This window comes from Thioclava marina, from assembly GCF_002020135.1.
Classification (GTDB): Bacteria; Pseudomonadota; Alphaproteobacteria; order Rhodobacterales; family Rhodobacteraceae; genus Thioclava; species Thioclava marina.
This window is the reverse complement of record NZ_MPZS01000001.1, coordinates 1858508-1873003: the sequence shown is the minus strand read 5'-3', so window position 1 is coordinate 1873003 and position 14496 is coordinate 1858508. Positions and strand designations below refer to the sequence as shown.

Here is a 14496-nt window from a genome sequence, read left to right as displayed (position 1 = left end):
TTTCCGCGGCGGCCGGTCCGGCCAGAAACAGTGCCGCGATCAGGCCGGCAGATACTCGTTTGCGTCCTGAAGGCGGCGCTTTTCTTCGATCATATGCGCAACCCGGCCCAGCGCGATGCCACGCATGAACAGGCTTGCAGGAAGGAAAGCCCATGCGGTCACCATCCAGATCAGCGTATGCGGGCTTTCCAAGGTCACCACGACGAAATTGATCGAGACAATCTTGAGCACCGCGGGAATGAGGAAGGGCAGAAGAAACCCCAGCGCGATGTTGAACCATGCGTCGCGGCGCAGCCGTTCGACGACATCCCCGCCCGCGGTCGGATCAAACGTGGGAAGGTTGACCCAGACATTGAATTTCGTCTGCGCTTGCGGCCAGCCGATCAGACGCAGGATGACGACGAAATAGCCCAGCGTGATCAGCGAGATCAGGTAGGCCATGCCCGCAGCCGTGCGCACCATCGCGATATGCTGTGCGCCCGCGTCGGCGGGCAGCGCAAGCTGCAGCAGGCGAACCGGGCTATAGGGCACGTCGATCGAGGAGGCCACGGTCGATCCCATCACCTCGATGAAACGCGTAAGCGTGGACGGGTAGAACTGGGACAGCTCTGCCAGTGTGAGCAACAACACCGTCGCGAATAGCGAGATGAAACGGATACGGTTGAAGGGCGGGGCGTCACGGAACTCGACGAGGCCCGGATAGACCGACGCATATTCGAAGAAAGTCAGCGCCGCCGCGAACAGCGAGATCAGCGCCACGATCTGAGCAGTATCGCTATTGGTATCGGGAAGGATCAAAGCGGGGATGGAAATCACCACCGCGATCAGAATTGCGCGTACAAGCGCCCCTGCCAGACGTGAAAACACTGCCCTACCCCTTCATCACGGTCGGGTTCGATACATTGTCGAACCACGTTTCCTCGTGATCGCCGTCAATTGTGACGGCTTGCCTCATTCTTGCCATGAATTTGCCCATATTCATGCCCCCTGGCAATCTTTCCTTAAGATTAACAGTTTGTTTCTGCCTATTTGGGGGAAGAACTGGTGCGGCTTTGCATCAATAAAGCAGCGAAAATGTGGCGCTCTAGAAGGTGTCACAATATCTTGTGGTTAAAGGATTTTACGCATCTATACAATCATAGGTTGCGCGACGAAAGTCCAAAAACGACGAGACCAATTCCGTCGGCCAGCAGCTGAATCCCCAGCAAGAGCCCGAGGATTGCCGTGGCCGCGTTCTGGAAATCGGAGAACACGAGCACCCCGATCACGATGGAGGCGATCCCGGCTAGCAAAAGCATCCAGCGCAGTTGCCCGTTGGGCAGCTGCATCCCGATCAATAGCCGCAGCGCCCCCATGATCAGAAACAGCGCGCCGACCACCGCAGCGAGGGACACCGTCCCCGAAAGCGGATCAGCCATCAGCCACACGCCCACGACGATATTGAGAAAGGCAACCACGGCATGCCAGACGCGGTATGCTCCGCCCCGATCATTGAAGGACAGCCAAGCCTGAATGACCCCGCCGATCAGAAAGAGCGCTCCGAGAAAGGTGGTGATCGCGAGTGACGCCGCGAAGGGGTTGGCCAGCGCCAACAGGCCAAAGAGGATCATCGCGCCACCGCTTGCGAAAAAAAGCGTGGAAGGTTTCATCGCATCTCTCCCGTGAAATATGTCAAATGACAAACGCAGAACATGGGGGCCGGTTCCCTGCGCTCAAGCAAAAGGCCGCCCCGAGAGACGGCCTTCGCTTCAGTAAAGAGTGCGATCAGACCCAGGGACGCGCCTGTGCGGCCTTCGCTTCGAAGGCGTCGATCGCCGCGGCCTTCGCCAGCGTCAGGCCGATATCGTCGAGCCCTTCGAGCAGGCAATGCTTCTTGAACGGATCGACGTCGAACTTGATCGTCTCACCCTCGGAGGTGGTGATCTCCTGATTTTCGAGATCCACCGTCATCCGCGCATTCGAGCCCTTCTCGGCATCCTTCATGAGCAGATCGACCTGCTCCTGAGGCAACACGATCGGCAGCATGCCGTTCTTGAAGCTGTTGTTGTAGAAGATGTCGGCAAAGGAGGTCGAGACGATCACCTTGATGCCGAAATCCGCCAGCGCCCAGGGAGCGTGCTCACGCGAGGAGCCGCAGCCGAAATTGTCGCCCGCGATCAGGATCGAGGCTTCGCGATATTGCGGCTTGTTGAGAACGAAATCGGGGATCTCGTTGCCCTGGCGGTCATAGCGCATCTCGTCGAACGCATGGACGCCGAGGCCGGTGCGCTTGATGGTTTTCAGGAAGCCCTTGGGGATGATCATATCGGTGTCGATATTGACCAGCGGCATGGGGGCGGCGATCCCGGTGACTTTTTCGAACTTTTCCATTCTCGTCGCTCCTTACGCGTCTTCCAGTTCCATCATCTCGCGCACATCGGTCAGATGCCCGGTGACGGCCGCGGCGGCAGCCATTTGCGGGCTCATCAGATGGGTGCGACCCTTGTAGCCTTGGCGGCCTTCGAAGTTGCGGTTCGAGGTCGAGGCGCAGCGCTCGCCCTCGGCCAGCTGGTCGGGGTTCATCGCGAGACACATCGAGCAGCCCGCCATGCGCCATTCGAAGCCGGCATCGAGGAAGATCTTGTCCAGACCCTCTTCCTCGGCCTGTGCGCGCACGAGGCCCGAGCCCGGCACGACCATGCCGCGCACACCCGGCGCCATCTTGCGGCCCTTGAGCACTTCAGCAGCGGCGCGCAGATCCTCGATCCGGCCGTTGGTGCAGGACCCGATGAAGACCACGTCGATCTTGATGTCGGTCAGCTTGGTGCCGGGCTTCAGGCCCATATAGTCGAGCGAACGCTTCGCCGCCTCGACCTTGCCGCCGGTGAAATCTTCCGGCGCGGGAACGACACCCGAGATCGGCAGCACATCCTCGGGCGAGGTGCCCCAGGTCACGACCGGCTCGATATCCTCGCCCTTGATCGTCACGACCTTGTCGAAATGCGCGCCCTCGTCGGTGTAGAGCGTCTTCCACCAGTTCAGCGCGGCCTCCCACTGAGCACCCTTCGGCGCATGGGCACGGCCCTTCACGTATTCGAAGGTCTTCTCGTCGGGCGCAATCAGGCCAGCGCGCGCGCCACCCTCGATCGCCATGTTGCAGACGGTCATGCGACCTTCCATCGACAGATCGCGGATCGCCTCGCCGCAATATTCGATGACATGGCCGGTGCCGCCACCGGTGCCGGTCGCACCGATCACCGAGAGGGTGATGTCCTTGGCAGTCACGCCCGGGCGCAGATGGCCGGTGATCTCGACCTTCATGTTCTTCGATTTCTTCTGGATCAGCGTCTGGGTTGCCAGAACGTGCTCCACTTCCGAAGTGCCGATGCCATGGGCGAGGGCACCGAACGCGCCATGGGTCGCGGTGTGGCTGTCGCCGCACACGACAGTCATGCCCGGCAGGGTCCAGCCCTGTTCGGGGCCAACGATATGCACGATGCCCTGACGGACATCGTTCACCGGGTAGTAGTTCACGCCGAATTCCTTGGCGTTCTTGTCGAGCGCCTCAACCTGGATGCGGCTTTCCTCGTTCTCGATCACGCCCGAGGCGCGGTCGGTCGTGGTCGGCACGTTATGGTCCGGCACGGCGATGGTCTTTTCGGGTGCGTGAACCTTGCGACCGGCCATGCGCAGACCCTCGAAGGCCTGCGGCGAGGTCACTTCGTGGACCAGGTGGCGGTCGATATAGAGCAGGCAGGTGCCGTCTTCGTCTTCGGACACGACATGCGCGTCCCAGATCTTGTCATAGAGGGTCTTCGGAGCGGACATGGCTCTCACTTTCCTTGGATAGCTGGTTTTGGACATGGGAATGCGGGCGCGAACGCCCAAGGGCGGCGCGCCGTCAAAGTCGGGCCAGCACCGAGCGGCTCTCGCCGTAGAAGCGCTCGCGGAGGCGGGCGCGGTCGTCCATGTCGAAAACGAATGTCATGGCGCGCTAAATACGGCGAATCCGCCCTTGAGGCAATCGAAGAGTCAGGGTTTGGCGCAGCACGCAAAGCAAGCTAACGTGACAGGATGGATTTCGCGAACGGGGACATTCTGAAGATACTCGGCTCGATCTGGAGCCAGATCGAGATTTTCCTCAATTCGATGGTGCTGCCCTCGCGGCTTTGGCAGTTCGGGATCATCGCGGGCTGCTTCGCGCTCGCCCATCTCGGCCGGATCTGGCTGGCGCCCAAGGTCGATGACTGGGCGCGCAACCGCGAACTGAGCACACGCCAGAAACGCTGGGTGATCTTGCTGCGCCAACGTCTGCGCGGGTTGATCTTCATCATCCTCGCCTGGGGAGCTGTTCTGGGCCTCGATGCTCTCAAGGGCTTTTATTCATGGCGTTTTCTTGTCGTGCTCGCCGCGACGCTCGTCACAGCCTGGCTCTTCGTGGGCCTTGTCGCACGGCTGATCCGCAACGGTTTCCTGCGCGCCATCGTGCGCTGGGGCGCGTGGATCTGGGTCACGCTTTACTATCTCGGTCTGTGGGACGAGACGGTGAAGATCCTCGAGGGTGCGGCGATCGAGTTCGGCGGCTTCCGCCTTACAGCCTATGCGCTTCTGAAAGCTCTGGTGCTGACGACGATCCTGCTTTCGGTCGCCCGGATCGTCTCGGGCCGCACCTCGGTGCGCATTCGCACGAACGAGGATATCAGCCCCTCGATGGGCGAACTGGTGATCAAGGTCATGCAGGTCGCCCTCTACGGCGCGGCGATCTTCATTGGCATCAAGGCGGTGGGATTCGATCTGACCGGGCTTGCGGTTCTGTCGGGCGCGATCGGCGTGGGCCTCGGCTTCGGCCTGCAGAAAGTCGTCTCGAACCTCGTCTCGGGCGTGATCATCCTGATGGACAAGTCGATCAAGCCCGGCGACGTGATCAGCCTAGGAGAAACCTTCGGTTGGATCAATTCTCTGGGCGCGCGCTATGTCTCTGTGGTCACGCGCGACGGTCGCGAATACCTCATCCCGAACGAGGACCTGATCACGGGGCAGGTGGTCAACTGGTCCCATTCCGACGAGTTCGTGCGGATCGACCTGCATTTCGGAACGTCTTATCACGACGACCCCCACAAGGTCCGCAAGCTCGCGGTCGAGGCCGCGCAATCGGTGGGGCGCGTGCTGAAGAACCGTCCAACCGTCTGTCACATAACGGGTTTTGGCGACAGCTCGGTCGATTACATCCTGCGGTTCTGGATTACTGACCCGGTCGAAGGGCTGACTAATGTACGTGGTGCGGTCTATCTTGCGCTTTGGGACGCTTTCCACGAGAACGGCATCACAATTCCCTTCCCGCAACGCGAAGTGCGCGTGGTGGAGGGCTCGCAACTTGCCGTTCAGCCTGACCGCGAAAAACCGCCGCAGGAAAATTGAAATCGTGCAGAGGCGATGCTACCTTAAAAACATGGCCTGCGCCGGGGCCTTTCCGGCGCGCAACCTCTGGAGGACCATGTCCTGTCTCATCTTTCTCTCGTGCCGAGTGATGCCGGCACAAAGGCGGCGGCCATGAGTATGAAGGCCGTGAACGCCGAAGCTACGAGCGAAGAGATCCTCGCTCGCGTTCTTTCTTCCCTCGAAGATGACAAAGCCGAAGACATCGTGACGATCGACCTACGTGGCCGGTCTTCGATCGGTGATTACATGGTGATCTGTTCGGGTCGCAGCTCGCGTCAGGTCGGCGCGATCGCCGAAAAGCTGACCGAACGGCTCAAAGAGGACTTCGGCCGCATCTGCAAGGTCGAGGGGAAAGATCAGGGTGACTGGGTGCTGATCGACAGCTCCGACGTGATCGTTCACGTCTTCCGCCCGGAAGTGCGCGAGTTCTACCAGCTCGAGAAGATGTGGATGCCCGCGGGCGCTCCCGTCTGAGCTTGACGATATGAAGATCACGATCTGCGCGGTGGGCCGCTTGCGCAAGGGTCCCGAGCGTGAGCTGATCGACGACTACCTCAAACGTTTCGAGAAATCCGGACGGGCCTTCGGGCTCGGTCCGGCTTCCGTCGTCGAGGTCGAGGACAAGAAGGGTCTGGGGCAGGGCGCGGAGGCGGAACTTCTGGCACGCGCGATCCCCGATGGCGCGGTCATCGTTACGCTGGATGAGCGCGGCAGCCTGATCTCCTCGCCGGAATTCGCGAAAAAGCTGGAAGGCTGGCGCGATGGCGCGCGCGATGTCTGCTTCGTCATCGGCGGAGCGGACGGGATCGACCCGTCGTTACGCGAGCGCGCCGAGTTCTCGATTTCCTTCGGCAAGATGGTCTGGCCGCATATGCTGGCCCGCGTCATGTTGTCCGAACAGATCTACCGCGCCGGCCAGATCATCGCCGGCACCCCCTATCACCGCGTCTGATCCTGTTGAAGCAAAGCCCCGCTGGGCGTAAGAGGGGTCAACACATCACGGAGGCCGCCATGACCCGCCCGAAACCCGTCGTCCTGTGCATTCTCGATGGCTTTGGTGAGCGAAAGGAACGCGAGGGCAACGCGCCTTTGCTGGCCAACAGCCCGAACCTCGACCGGATCATCTGGAACAACCCGAACAAGTCGACCCTGATCACCTTTGGCCCCGATGTCGGGCTGCCAAGCGGTCAGATGGGCAATTCCGAGGTCGGCCACACCAATATCGGCGCAGGCCGGGTGGTGGCGATGGATCTCGGCCAGATCGACCTTGCGATCGAGAACGGGTCGTTCTTCAAGAACGAAGCGATCCTGGCTTTCATCGACACGCTGAAGCAATCCGGCGGGCGCGCGCATCTGATGGGCGTGATCTCGGATGGCGGGGTGCATGGTCATATCGAGCACACGCTGGCCGCCGCGAAGATGGTCTCGGAGGCGGGCGTGCCGGTGCTGATCCACGCGATCACCGACGGGCGCGACGTGGCGCCCGACAGCGCCAAGCGCTTTGTCGCCGATCTCTGCGACCGGCTGCCCGAGGGCTGCACCGTCGCAACGGTCGATGGCCGCTACTACGCAATGGACCGCGACAACCGCTGGGAACGGGTGGGCCTTGCCTATGACGCGATGATCAACGGCAAGGGGCCGAGTGCCGAGACGCCAGTCGCTGCGGTCGAGGCAAGCTACGAACGCAAGGAGATGGACGAATTCATCAAGCCCACCGTGATCGGCGATTACGCGGGCGCCAAGGATGGGGACGGCTTCTTCTGCCTCAACTTCCGCGCAGACCGCGCGCGCGAGATCCTGCGTGCCATTGGCGAACCCGGTTTCTCGGAATTCGACACGGGCACCCGCCCGGATTGGGCCGCTCTGCTGGGCATGGTCGAATATTCCGACAGGCACAACGCCTATATGACCACCGCCTATCCGAAGCGCGAACTGGTCAATACGCTCGGTGAATGGGTTTCCAAACAAGGCCTTACCCAATTCCACCTCGCCGAGACCGAGAAATATCCGCATGTCACCTTCTTCCTCAACGGCGGCAAGGAAGAGCCCTGGAAAGGCGAGGATCGTTTCATGCCGAAATCGCCGAAAGTGGCGACCTATGATCTTCAGCCCGAGATGAGCGCGCCGGAAGTCACCGACAAATTCGTCGAGGCGATCGAAAAGGGCTATGACCTGATCATCGTCAATTATGCCAACCCCGATATGGTCGGCCATACCGGCTCGCTCGAGGCCGCGATCGCCGCGGTGGAAGAGATCGACCGCGATATCGGCCGTGTCGTCGAGGCGCTGGAAAAGGCGGGCGGTGCGATGATCATCACTGCAGATCACGGCAATTGCGAAACAATGATCGACACGGTGACGGGCGGACCGCATACCGCGCATACGACCAACCTCGTGCCGGTCGCGATGATCGGCGGGCCGGAGGGGGCGAAGCTGCGCGAAGGGCGACTTGCCGATCTCGCGCCGACGCTGCTGGAGTTGATGCAACTGCCCCAGCCCGAGGAGATGACCGGAAAGAGTCTGATCGTATCGTGATCCGCCTTGCGCTTGCAGCCTTGCTGATTTCGGCCGCGCCGCTTTGGGCAGAAAGCGCGGCCGACACGGCCATCAAGGCTTCCTCCGATCTGCGCGCGGCGATCACCGCGCTCGACGATGCGCAGACCAAGGCGGACCGGATCGCGGCGCTGACACAGACGATCCAGGCCTATGAGACCGGTCTTGCCGCTTTGCGCGACGGGCTGCGCCGTGCAGCCATCCGCGAACGCGAGATCAAGCAGGGCTTTGATGCGAAGCGCGAAGAGCTTGGCGGGCTTCTGGCGGTGATGTCGACGATGCAGCAATCGGACGGGCCGCTGCTGCTGCTCCACCCCTCCGGTCCTCAGGGATCTGCACGCTCGGGCATGGTTCTGTCCTCGGTCGCACCGGCGCTTCAGGAAGAGGCAGAGGTCCTCAGCAAGCAACTCGACGAGATCGCGACCCTGCGCAAATTGCAGGAGGGCGCGCGCGCGGTCCTTGAAGACGGGATGGTCTCGGTGACGAGAGCGCGCACCGCGCTGTCAGAGGCGATCTCGGAGCGCAACAAGCTTCCGCGCCGCTACCTCGAAGAACCCGAAGAGCTGACCAAACTCGTCCAGAGCGCCGATACGCTGGAGGGGTTCGCAACGGGGCTGAGCGGGCTCGAAAACGATATCGGCCCGCCGATGGATGATTTCGAAGGCGCAAAAGGCAGCCTGAAACTGCCGGTGATCGGTTCGGTCCTGCGCGGGTTCAACGAAACCGATGCAGCCGGGATCAGGCGTCCCGGACTTGTGATCGCAACGGAGCCAGCCGCACTCGTCACGACGCCCTGGCCTGCGACGATCCGCTATCGTGGGCCCCTGCTGGACTACGGAAATGTGATGGTCCTGGAACCGGCCGAGGGTCATCTTCTGGTTCTTGCCGGGCTCGGGACCGTCTATGGTGAGGTGGGTGACGTCTTGCAGAAGGGAACACCAATCGGCCTCATGGGCGGAATCCAGCCGGGAGCGAAGGAATTCGGCGAGGAATTCGTCAAGGCCGCGTCAGATGGCGCTGGTGCAGATCGCAGCGAGACGCTTTATTTGGAGCTGAGAGAGGGCGGCAAGCCCGTGGACCCGACACCGTGGTTCATTCAGACGAAAGACGACAAGGGTTGAGTATGAAAAAGTTCATGATGGCAGCGCTGGGCGGCACGATCGCGGGCGCAGTTCTTTCGACGCAGGTGGCGGCCCCGCTGATGGCTCAGGAAACCAAGCAGCCCGACACCGTCTACCAACAGCTCGACCTGTTCGGCGATATCTTCGAGAAGATCCGCCAGGATTACGTCGAGCCCGTGGACAGCAAGAAGCTCATCGATGCCGCGATCAACGGCATGCTGAGCTCGCTCGACCCGCATTCGAGCTATCTGCCGCCCGATGACTATGCCGATATGCGCGTGCAGACCCGCGGCTCCTTCGGTGGTCTGGGGATCGAGGTCACGCAGGAAGACGGCTTCGTGAAAGTCGTCTCGCCGATGGATGGGACGCCGGCCGCCGATGCCGGGATCCAATCGGGTGACTTCATCACCGCGGTCGATGGAGAATCCCTGATGGGTATGTCGCTCGACCAGGCGGTGGACAAGATGCGCGGCCCGGTTGGCTCCGAGATCACCATCACCCTCGTGCGCGAAGGTGAGCAGGAGCCTTTCGATGTGACGCTCACCCGCGACACGATCAAGCTCACCGCCGTGCGTGGCCGCCATGACGGCAGCACCGTGATCCTGCGTATCACGACGTTCAACGACCAGACCTATCCGAACCTCGAAGACTCGATCAAGAAACAGGTCGAGGAGATCGGCGGCATGGACAAGGTCGACGGCTTCATCGTCGACCTGCGCAACAACCCCGGCGGGTTGCTGACCCAGGCGATCAAGGTGGCCGATGCCTTCCTCGACAAGGGGGAAATCGTCTCGACCCGTGGCCGCAACCCGCAAGACAGCGAGCGGTTCAACGCAACCCCGGGCGATCAGGCGGATGGCAAGCCGATCGTCGTTCTGATCAACGGCGGGTCCGCCTCAGCCTCCGAGATCGTGACCGGCGCGCTTCAGGATCATCACCGCGCGATCGTCGTCGGCACCAAGAGCTTCGGCAAAGGCTCGGTGCAGACCGTCATGCCGATCCAGGGTGAGGGTGCGATGCGCCTGACCACCGCGCGCTATTACACGCCTTCGGGCCGTTCGATCCAGTCGCTGGGTATTGCACCCGACGTCGTGGTGCCGCAACCCGATCAGCCGAAAGCCGACCAGAAGGCAGAGGATGACAAGGCCGCGCATCAGATGACCTCCGAGGCCGATCTGCGGGGCGCGATCACCAATGACTCGATGACCGATGACGAAAAGAAACAAGCCGAGGATGAACGCGCGAAGGCGGAAGAAGCCGCGAAACGCCGGCTCGACGATTTCCAGATGTCCTACGCGATCGACCTGATCAAAGGCCTGTCCGCGCTCGCGCCGGAAATGCAGGGTGAGAAAGCCGCTGCTGCTCCGGCCACCGCGGCGGAAGAAACCAAGAAAAACTGAGGGGAGGGGGCCCGCGAGGGTCCCTTTTTCAAATGACGCCCGAAGACATCGCCAGACTTCCCTATCGCCGCAATGTCGGCGTCGTTCTGATGAACCCGGCGGGGCTCGTCTTTGCCGGTCAGCGCATCGACAACCCCGAACCCGCCTGGCAAATGCCGCAAGGCGGTATCGACAAGGGCGAAAAGCCGAAACAGGCCGCGCTGCGCGAGCTGGAAGAAGAGACCGGGGTGACCCCCGATCTTGTGGAGTTCGTCGCGAAAACCGGCGAATGGGTCACTTATGACCTGCCGCATGATCTTGTGCCGAAGATCTGGAACGGGCGCTGGCGCGGGCAGGAACAGAAATGGTTCCTGTACCGCTTTCTGGGGTCGGACGATCAGGTGAAGATCGAGACCGATCACCCGGAATTCTCGATCTGGCAATGGATGCCCTTTGACGAGCTGATCGAGAAAATCGTGCCGTTCAAACGCTCGGTCTACGAGGCGGTTCGCGCCGAATTTCGAGACTATCTCGGCTGAATCTTCAGAAATCGAGGCCCAGGTCGAGGGTGCGCGCCGAGTGGGTCAGCGCGCCCGACGAGATGTAATCGACACCAGTTGCCGCGACTTCCGCGATGCGCTCCAGCGTCATGTTGCCCGAGGCTTCCAGCACGACACGGCCCGCATTCAGAGCCACGGCAGCGCGCAATTCCGACGTATCCATGTTGTCGAGCAGGATCACATCCGCTCCACCGATCTTCAGCGCCTCTTCCATCTGGCGCAGCGTATCCACCTCAAGCTCGATCCGCATCATATGGCTGCGCGCGGCCTTCGCCGCCTCGAGCACCTGACGGATCCCGCCCGCCGCCGCGACGTGATTGTCCTTGATCAGAATTGCATCGGACAGGCCGTAGCGGTGATTGAACCCGCCGCCATGGGTCACTGCCGCCTTTTCCAGAACACGCAGACCCGGTGTCGTCTTGCGCGTGCAGGTGATCCGCGCTTTCGTTCCCCTGGTTTTCTCGACGAAGCCCGCCGTTTTCGTCGCGATGCCGCTCAAGCGACCCGCGAAATTGAGCGCCACGCGCTCTCCCATCAGGATCGAGGCCGCCGAGCCGTCGATCGTCATCAGCGTCTCACCCTTTTTGCAGGGTTTTCCATCGCCCACGAGAACCGCAATCCGCAGACCCGGGTCGACCAGACGGAACGCCATCGCCGCGACCTGCATTCCCGAGACAACGCCATCTTCACGTGCATTGAGCCGCGCCGAATAGGTCTTTCCCGCCGGGATCACCGCTTTCGTCGTCGCGTCGCCCATCGGCGAGAGGTCTTCCACCAGAGCGGCACGGACAATCGGTTCGAGCAGCAGATCGGGCAGCATGTCAGTCCTCCAGGGCGGCGGCGCGGATTTTCAGCGCCTCGGCCAGCGTCATTTTCGTTCTATGGGCCATTTTAGGGTCAGCTTCGGGGAAATCAGAGCGGAAATGCCCGCCGCGGCTTTCCTCACGCGCGAGCGCAGCTGCCGCGATCAGCGTCGCGGTCGCCGTCATGTTCCGCATCGTTTCGGTCATGGCGTTGGCTTCGACCTCGGCGATGACGCGCAAGGCCGATTTCAGCCCCGCCGCATCGCGCACCACGCCCACCCCATCGGTCATCGCCTTGCGCATCCGTTGCAGCGCCGCTTCGTTCACCGGAATATCGCCGGATGGGAAATCCGGCGCAATCTCGGGCGCCGCGTCGAGACTTCCAAGCTCCGCCGCGATACCCAATGCACAGATCCGCGCAAAGACCAGCGCCTCGAGAAGCCCGTTCGATGCAAGACGGTTGGCCCCGTGCAGCCCGGTCGACGACGCCTCGCCACAAACCCAAAGACGATCAAGCGAGCTGCGCCCATGTTCATCCGTATCGACGCCGCCCATGTGGTAATGCGCGGCGGGCGCGACCGGAATGGTCTGCAAAACAGGGTCTATTCCGGCGCGTTTGCACGCATCGGCCACGGCCGGGAAGCGCGTGAGCACTTCTTCACCCAGAACGGCCCGTGTATCGAGCGCAGGCTCGCGGCCCGCTTGCCGTTCGACATAGACGGCGCGGGCGACGATATCGCGCGGAGCCAGTTCGGCATCGGGATGGACCGGGATCATGAACCGCTCGCCGCGATTGTTGATCAGCGTGGCGCCTTCGCCACGTAGAGCTTCGGTCGCGAGCGGGGCAGGGTCTTCGCCGCTCGCGATCGCGGTGGGATGGAACTGCACGAATTCCGGATCGGCAATCCGGGCGCCGGCACGCGCGGCCATCCCGATAACCTGGCCCCGAATGCGCGGCGGGTTCGTCGTGACGGCAAAAAGGCCACCCGAGCCCCCGCCCGCCAGCAAAACCGCAGGGCATTTCACCAGAATAGCCCCGGAGGGCTCAAAAGCGCGCTCGATCCAGACGCCGGTCACGCGGCCGTCCTCGACTTCGAGCCCGGAAGCCAGAACGCCCTCAAGCACCTGCACCGACGGCTCCTGTCGAACCGCAGCGATCAAGGTTTGCATGATCTCGCGGCCGGCCTGATCGCCTTTCACCCGCACGACGCGCGCCTGACTGTGCGCGGCTTCGCGCGACATGACGTAGTCGCCCGCGTCATTGCGATCGAACGGTGTGCCGAGTTCAGTCAACGCAAGGATATGCCGACGCGCATCCTCGGTCACCAGACGGGCAATCTCGGGAGAAACGGTGCCCGCGCCGGCGGTCATGGTGTCACGTGCATGCGAAGCGGGCGTATCGCCAACCGACATCGCCGCTGCAACGCCACCCTGCGCCCAGGCAGAAGACGCGCCTTCGCCCAAGGTTTCGGGCGAGATTACCAGAACCGGGCGCGGCGCAAGGCTTAGGGCTGCGTAAAGTGCACCGAGCCCCGCTCCGACAATGACGATCCGCTGCGTCTCGATCACTTCGCGGTCGCCTGCGAAAGCTCGATCATACGTTCCACTGCAACACGCGCCTTTTCGGCGATTTGCGGATCGACGATCACCTCTTCGGTGCCGGTATGGAGCGACCAGAGGATTTTCTCGAGTGTGATTTTCTTCATGTAGGGACACATGTTGCACGGGCCCACGAAATCGACTTCGGGCAGCGCGTCGGCAATGTTCGAAGCCATCGAGCATTCGGTGACCAACATTGCCTCTTTCGGCTTCTCGCTCGCAACATAGTTGATGATGCCCGAGGTCGAGCCCGAGAAGTCCGACGCCGCGACGACATCGGGCGGGCATTCGGGATGCGCGATGATGCGCGTATCCGGGTGCAGGGCGCGGAAGTCGTTGATATCCTTCGCGGTATATTGCTCGTGCACGATGCAGGAGCCCGCCCACCAGACCACGTTCTTCTCAGGCACCTGGTTCGCGACATTCTGCGCAAGATACTGATCAGGCGTCATGATGATGGTGTGCTCGGGCAGGGCGCGGACGATCTGCGCGGCATTCGACGAGGTGCAGCAGATATCGGACGCCGCTTTCACCTCGGCGGTGGTGTTCACATAGCTCACTACCGGGGCGCCGGGATATTTCGCGCGCATCTCGGCGATGCCTTCGGCGGTAATCGATTCCGCAAGCGAACAGCCCGCCTTCATGTCGGGGATCAGAACCGTCTTCGACGGGTTCAGGATCTTCGAGGTCTCGGCCATGAAATGCACACCGCATTGCACGATGGTCTGAGCCTCGACCTTCGTCGCCTCGATCGCGAGCTGAAGGCTGTCGCCCACAACATCGGCAACGCCGTGATAGATTTCCGGCGTCATGTAGTTATGCGCCAGGATCACCGCATTCTTCTCACGCTTGAGGCGATTGATTTCGCGGATATAGGGGGCGTAACGCGCGAAATCGGGCAGGGGGATCACACGGTCCATTTTCTCATGGATCTCGTGCATCTCCTCGGCCAGTTCGATCGACGGCGCGAGATCGTAGCTCTCGGCCAGCGTGGCGCGCATTTCGGTCAGGTCCAGCATGGGTCTTCCTCTCCCTGGTGCCCGGAACAGACCTTGGATTTAAA

Annotated in this window: 14 protein-coding genes; 7 read left to right on the top strand and 7 right to left on the bottom strand. The window is 61.9% G+C overall.

Annotated features, from left to right (window positions below; all coding sequences use genetic code 11):
- Positions 1-39: 39 nt before the first annotated feature.
- The 4 genes from BMG00_RS09060 to leuC form a co-directional block, all read right to left on the bottom strand.
- On the bottom strand, positions 40-867 hold the full coding sequence (locus BMG00_RS09060; protein WP_146642589.1) for a hypothetical protein: 828 nt from the start codon (positions 865-867) through the stop codon (positions 40-42).
- 269 nt (positions 868-1136) lie between these two features.
- On the bottom strand, positions 1137-1649 hold the full coding sequence (locus BMG00_RS09055) for an HdeD family acid-resistance protein (protein WP_078526606.1): 513 nt from the start codon (positions 1647-1649) through the stop codon (positions 1137-1139).
- Positions 1650-1764: 115 nt separating this feature from the next.
- On the bottom strand, positions 1765-2370 hold the full coding sequence (leuD, locus tag BMG00_RS09050; protein WP_078526604.1) for a 3-isopropylmalate dehydratase small subunit: 606 nt from the start codon (positions 2368-2370) through the stop codon (positions 1765-1767).
- Between the two features lie 12 nt (positions 2371-2382).
- Complete coding sequence (gene leuC, locus BMG00_RS09045; protein WP_078574081.1) at positions 2383-3807, bottom strand: 3-isopropylmalate dehydratase large subunit; 1425 nt, start codon at positions 3805-3807, stop codon at positions 2383-2385.
- A 246-nt stretch (positions 3808-4053) separates the two neighbouring features.
- Here leuC and BMG00_RS09040 point away from each other — a divergent pair, with 246 nt between their 5' ends.
- The 7 genes from BMG00_RS09040 to BMG00_RS09010 all read left to right on the top strand — a co-directional run bounded on the left by BMG00_RS09040 (position 4054) and on the right by BMG00_RS09010 (position 11010).
- Positions 4054-5397 (top strand): mechanosensitive ion channel family protein, encoded by a 1344-nt coding sequence (locus BMG00_RS09040; protein ID WP_078526600.1) that lies wholly within the window; start codon positions 4054-4056, stop codon positions 5395-5397.
- Positions 5398-5535: 138 nt separating this feature from the next.
- Positions 5536-5892, top strand: a complete 357-nt coding sequence (gene rsfS / locus BMG00_RS09035; RefSeq protein ID WP_078526598.1) for a ribosome silencing factor — start codon at positions 5536-5538, stop codon at positions 5890-5892.
- Between the two features lie 10 nt (positions 5893-5902).
- Positions 5903-6370 carry a 23S rRNA (pseudouridine(1915)-N(3))-methyltransferase RlmH gene (gene rlmH, locus BMG00_RS09030; RefSeq protein ID WP_078526596.1) on the top strand — a complete coding sequence of 156 codons (468 nt, stop codon included), beginning with the start codon at positions 5903-5905 and terminating at the stop codon, positions 6368-6370.
- Positions 6371-6429: 59 nt separating this feature from the next.
- Positions 6430-7953: a 2,3-bisphosphoglycerate-independent phosphoglycerate mutase gene (gene gpmI / locus BMG00_RS09025; protein WP_078574080.1), complete on the top strand. Its 1524-nt coding sequence runs from the start codon at positions 6430-6432 to the stop codon at positions 7951-7953.
- Positions 7950-9092, top strand: a complete 1143-nt coding sequence (locus BMG00_RS09020; protein WP_078574079.1) for a murein hydrolase activator EnvC family protein — start codon at positions 7950-7952, stop codon at positions 9090-9092. The genes gpmI and BMG00_RS09020 overlap by 4 nt, the downstream gene beginning before the upstream one ends.
- A 2-nt stretch (positions 9093-9094) precedes the next feature.
- Positions 9095-10492: a S41 family peptidase gene (locus BMG00_RS09015; protein ID WP_078574078.1), complete on the top strand. Its 1398-nt coding sequence runs from the start codon at positions 9095-9097 to the stop codon at positions 10490-10492.
- A gap of 32 nt (positions 10493-10524) precedes the next feature.
- On the top strand, positions 10525-11010 hold the full coding sequence (locus BMG00_RS09010; protein WP_078526588.1) for an RNA pyrophosphohydrolase: 486 nt from the start codon (positions 10525-10527) through the stop codon (positions 11008-11010).
- Positions 11011-11014: 4 nt separating this feature from the next.
- On the opposite strand, the gene nadC is transcribed toward BMG00_RS09010, so the two are convergent.
- The 3 genes from nadC to nadA are packed head-to-tail and all read right to left on the bottom strand — an operon-like array spanning position 11015 to position 14452.
- A complete protein-coding gene (gene nadC, locus BMG00_RS09005) occupies positions 11015-11851 on the bottom strand; it encodes a carboxylating nicotinate-nucleotide diphosphorylase (RefSeq protein ID WP_078574077.1) in 837 nt (278 codons plus the stop codon).
- A 1-nt stretch (position 11852) separates the two neighbouring features.
- Positions 11853-13403, bottom strand: a complete 1551-nt coding sequence (locus BMG00_RS09000; RefSeq protein ID WP_078574076.1) for an L-aspartate oxidase — start codon at positions 13401-13403, stop codon at positions 11853-11855.
- A complete protein-coding gene (gene nadA / locus BMG00_RS08995; RefSeq protein ID WP_078526582.1) occupies positions 13400-14452 on the bottom strand; it encodes a quinolinate synthase NadA in 1053 nt (350 codons plus the stop codon). The genes BMG00_RS09000 and nadA overlap by 4 nt, the downstream gene beginning before the upstream one ends.
- Positions 14453-14496: the final 44 nt, after the last annotated feature.

Bases quoted from the DNA above. Each gene is read 5' to 3' on its own strand.
- BMG00_RS09055 (WP_078526606.1), bottom strand. From the start codon at position 1,649: ATGAAACCTTCCACGCTTTTTTTCGCAAGCGGTGGCGCGATGATCCTC.
- leuD (WP_078526604.1), bottom strand. From the start codon at position 2,370: ATGGAAAAGTTCGAAAAAGTCACCGGGATCGCCGCCCCCATGCCGCTG.
- leuC (WP_078574081.1), bottom strand. From the start codon at position 3,807: ATGTCCGCTCCGAAGACCCTCTATGACAAGATCTGGGACGCGCATGTC.
- BMG00_RS09040 (WP_078526600.1), top strand. From the start codon at position 4,054: ATGGATTTCGCGAACGGGGACATTCTGAAGATACTCGGCTCGATCTGG.
- rsfS (WP_078526598.1), top strand. From the start codon at position 5,536: ATGAAGGCCGTGAACGCCGAAGCTACGAGCGAAGAGATCCTCGCTCGC.
- rlmH (WP_078526596.1), top strand. From the start codon at position 5,903: ATGAAGATCACGATCTGCGCGGTGGGCCGCTTGCGCAAGGGTCCCGAG.
- gpmI (WP_078574080.1), top strand. From the start codon at position 6,430: ATGACCCGCCCGAAACCCGTCGTCCTGTGCATTCTCGATGGCTTTGGT.
- BMG00_RS09015 (WP_078574078.1), top strand. From the start codon at position 9,095: ATGAAAAAGTTCATGATGGCAGCGCTGGGCGGCACGATCGCGGGCGCA.
- BMG00_RS09010 (WP_078526588.1), top strand. From the start codon at position 10,525: ATGACGCCCGAAGACATCGCCAGACTTCCCTATCGCCGCAATGTCGGC.
- nadC (WP_078574077.1), bottom strand. From the start codon at position 11,851: ATGCTGCCCGATCTGCTGCTCGAACCGATTGTCCGTGCCGCTCTGGTG.
- nadA (WP_078526582.1), bottom strand. From the start codon at position 14,452: ATGCTGGACCTGACCGAAATGCGCGCCACGCTGGCCGAGAGCTACGAT.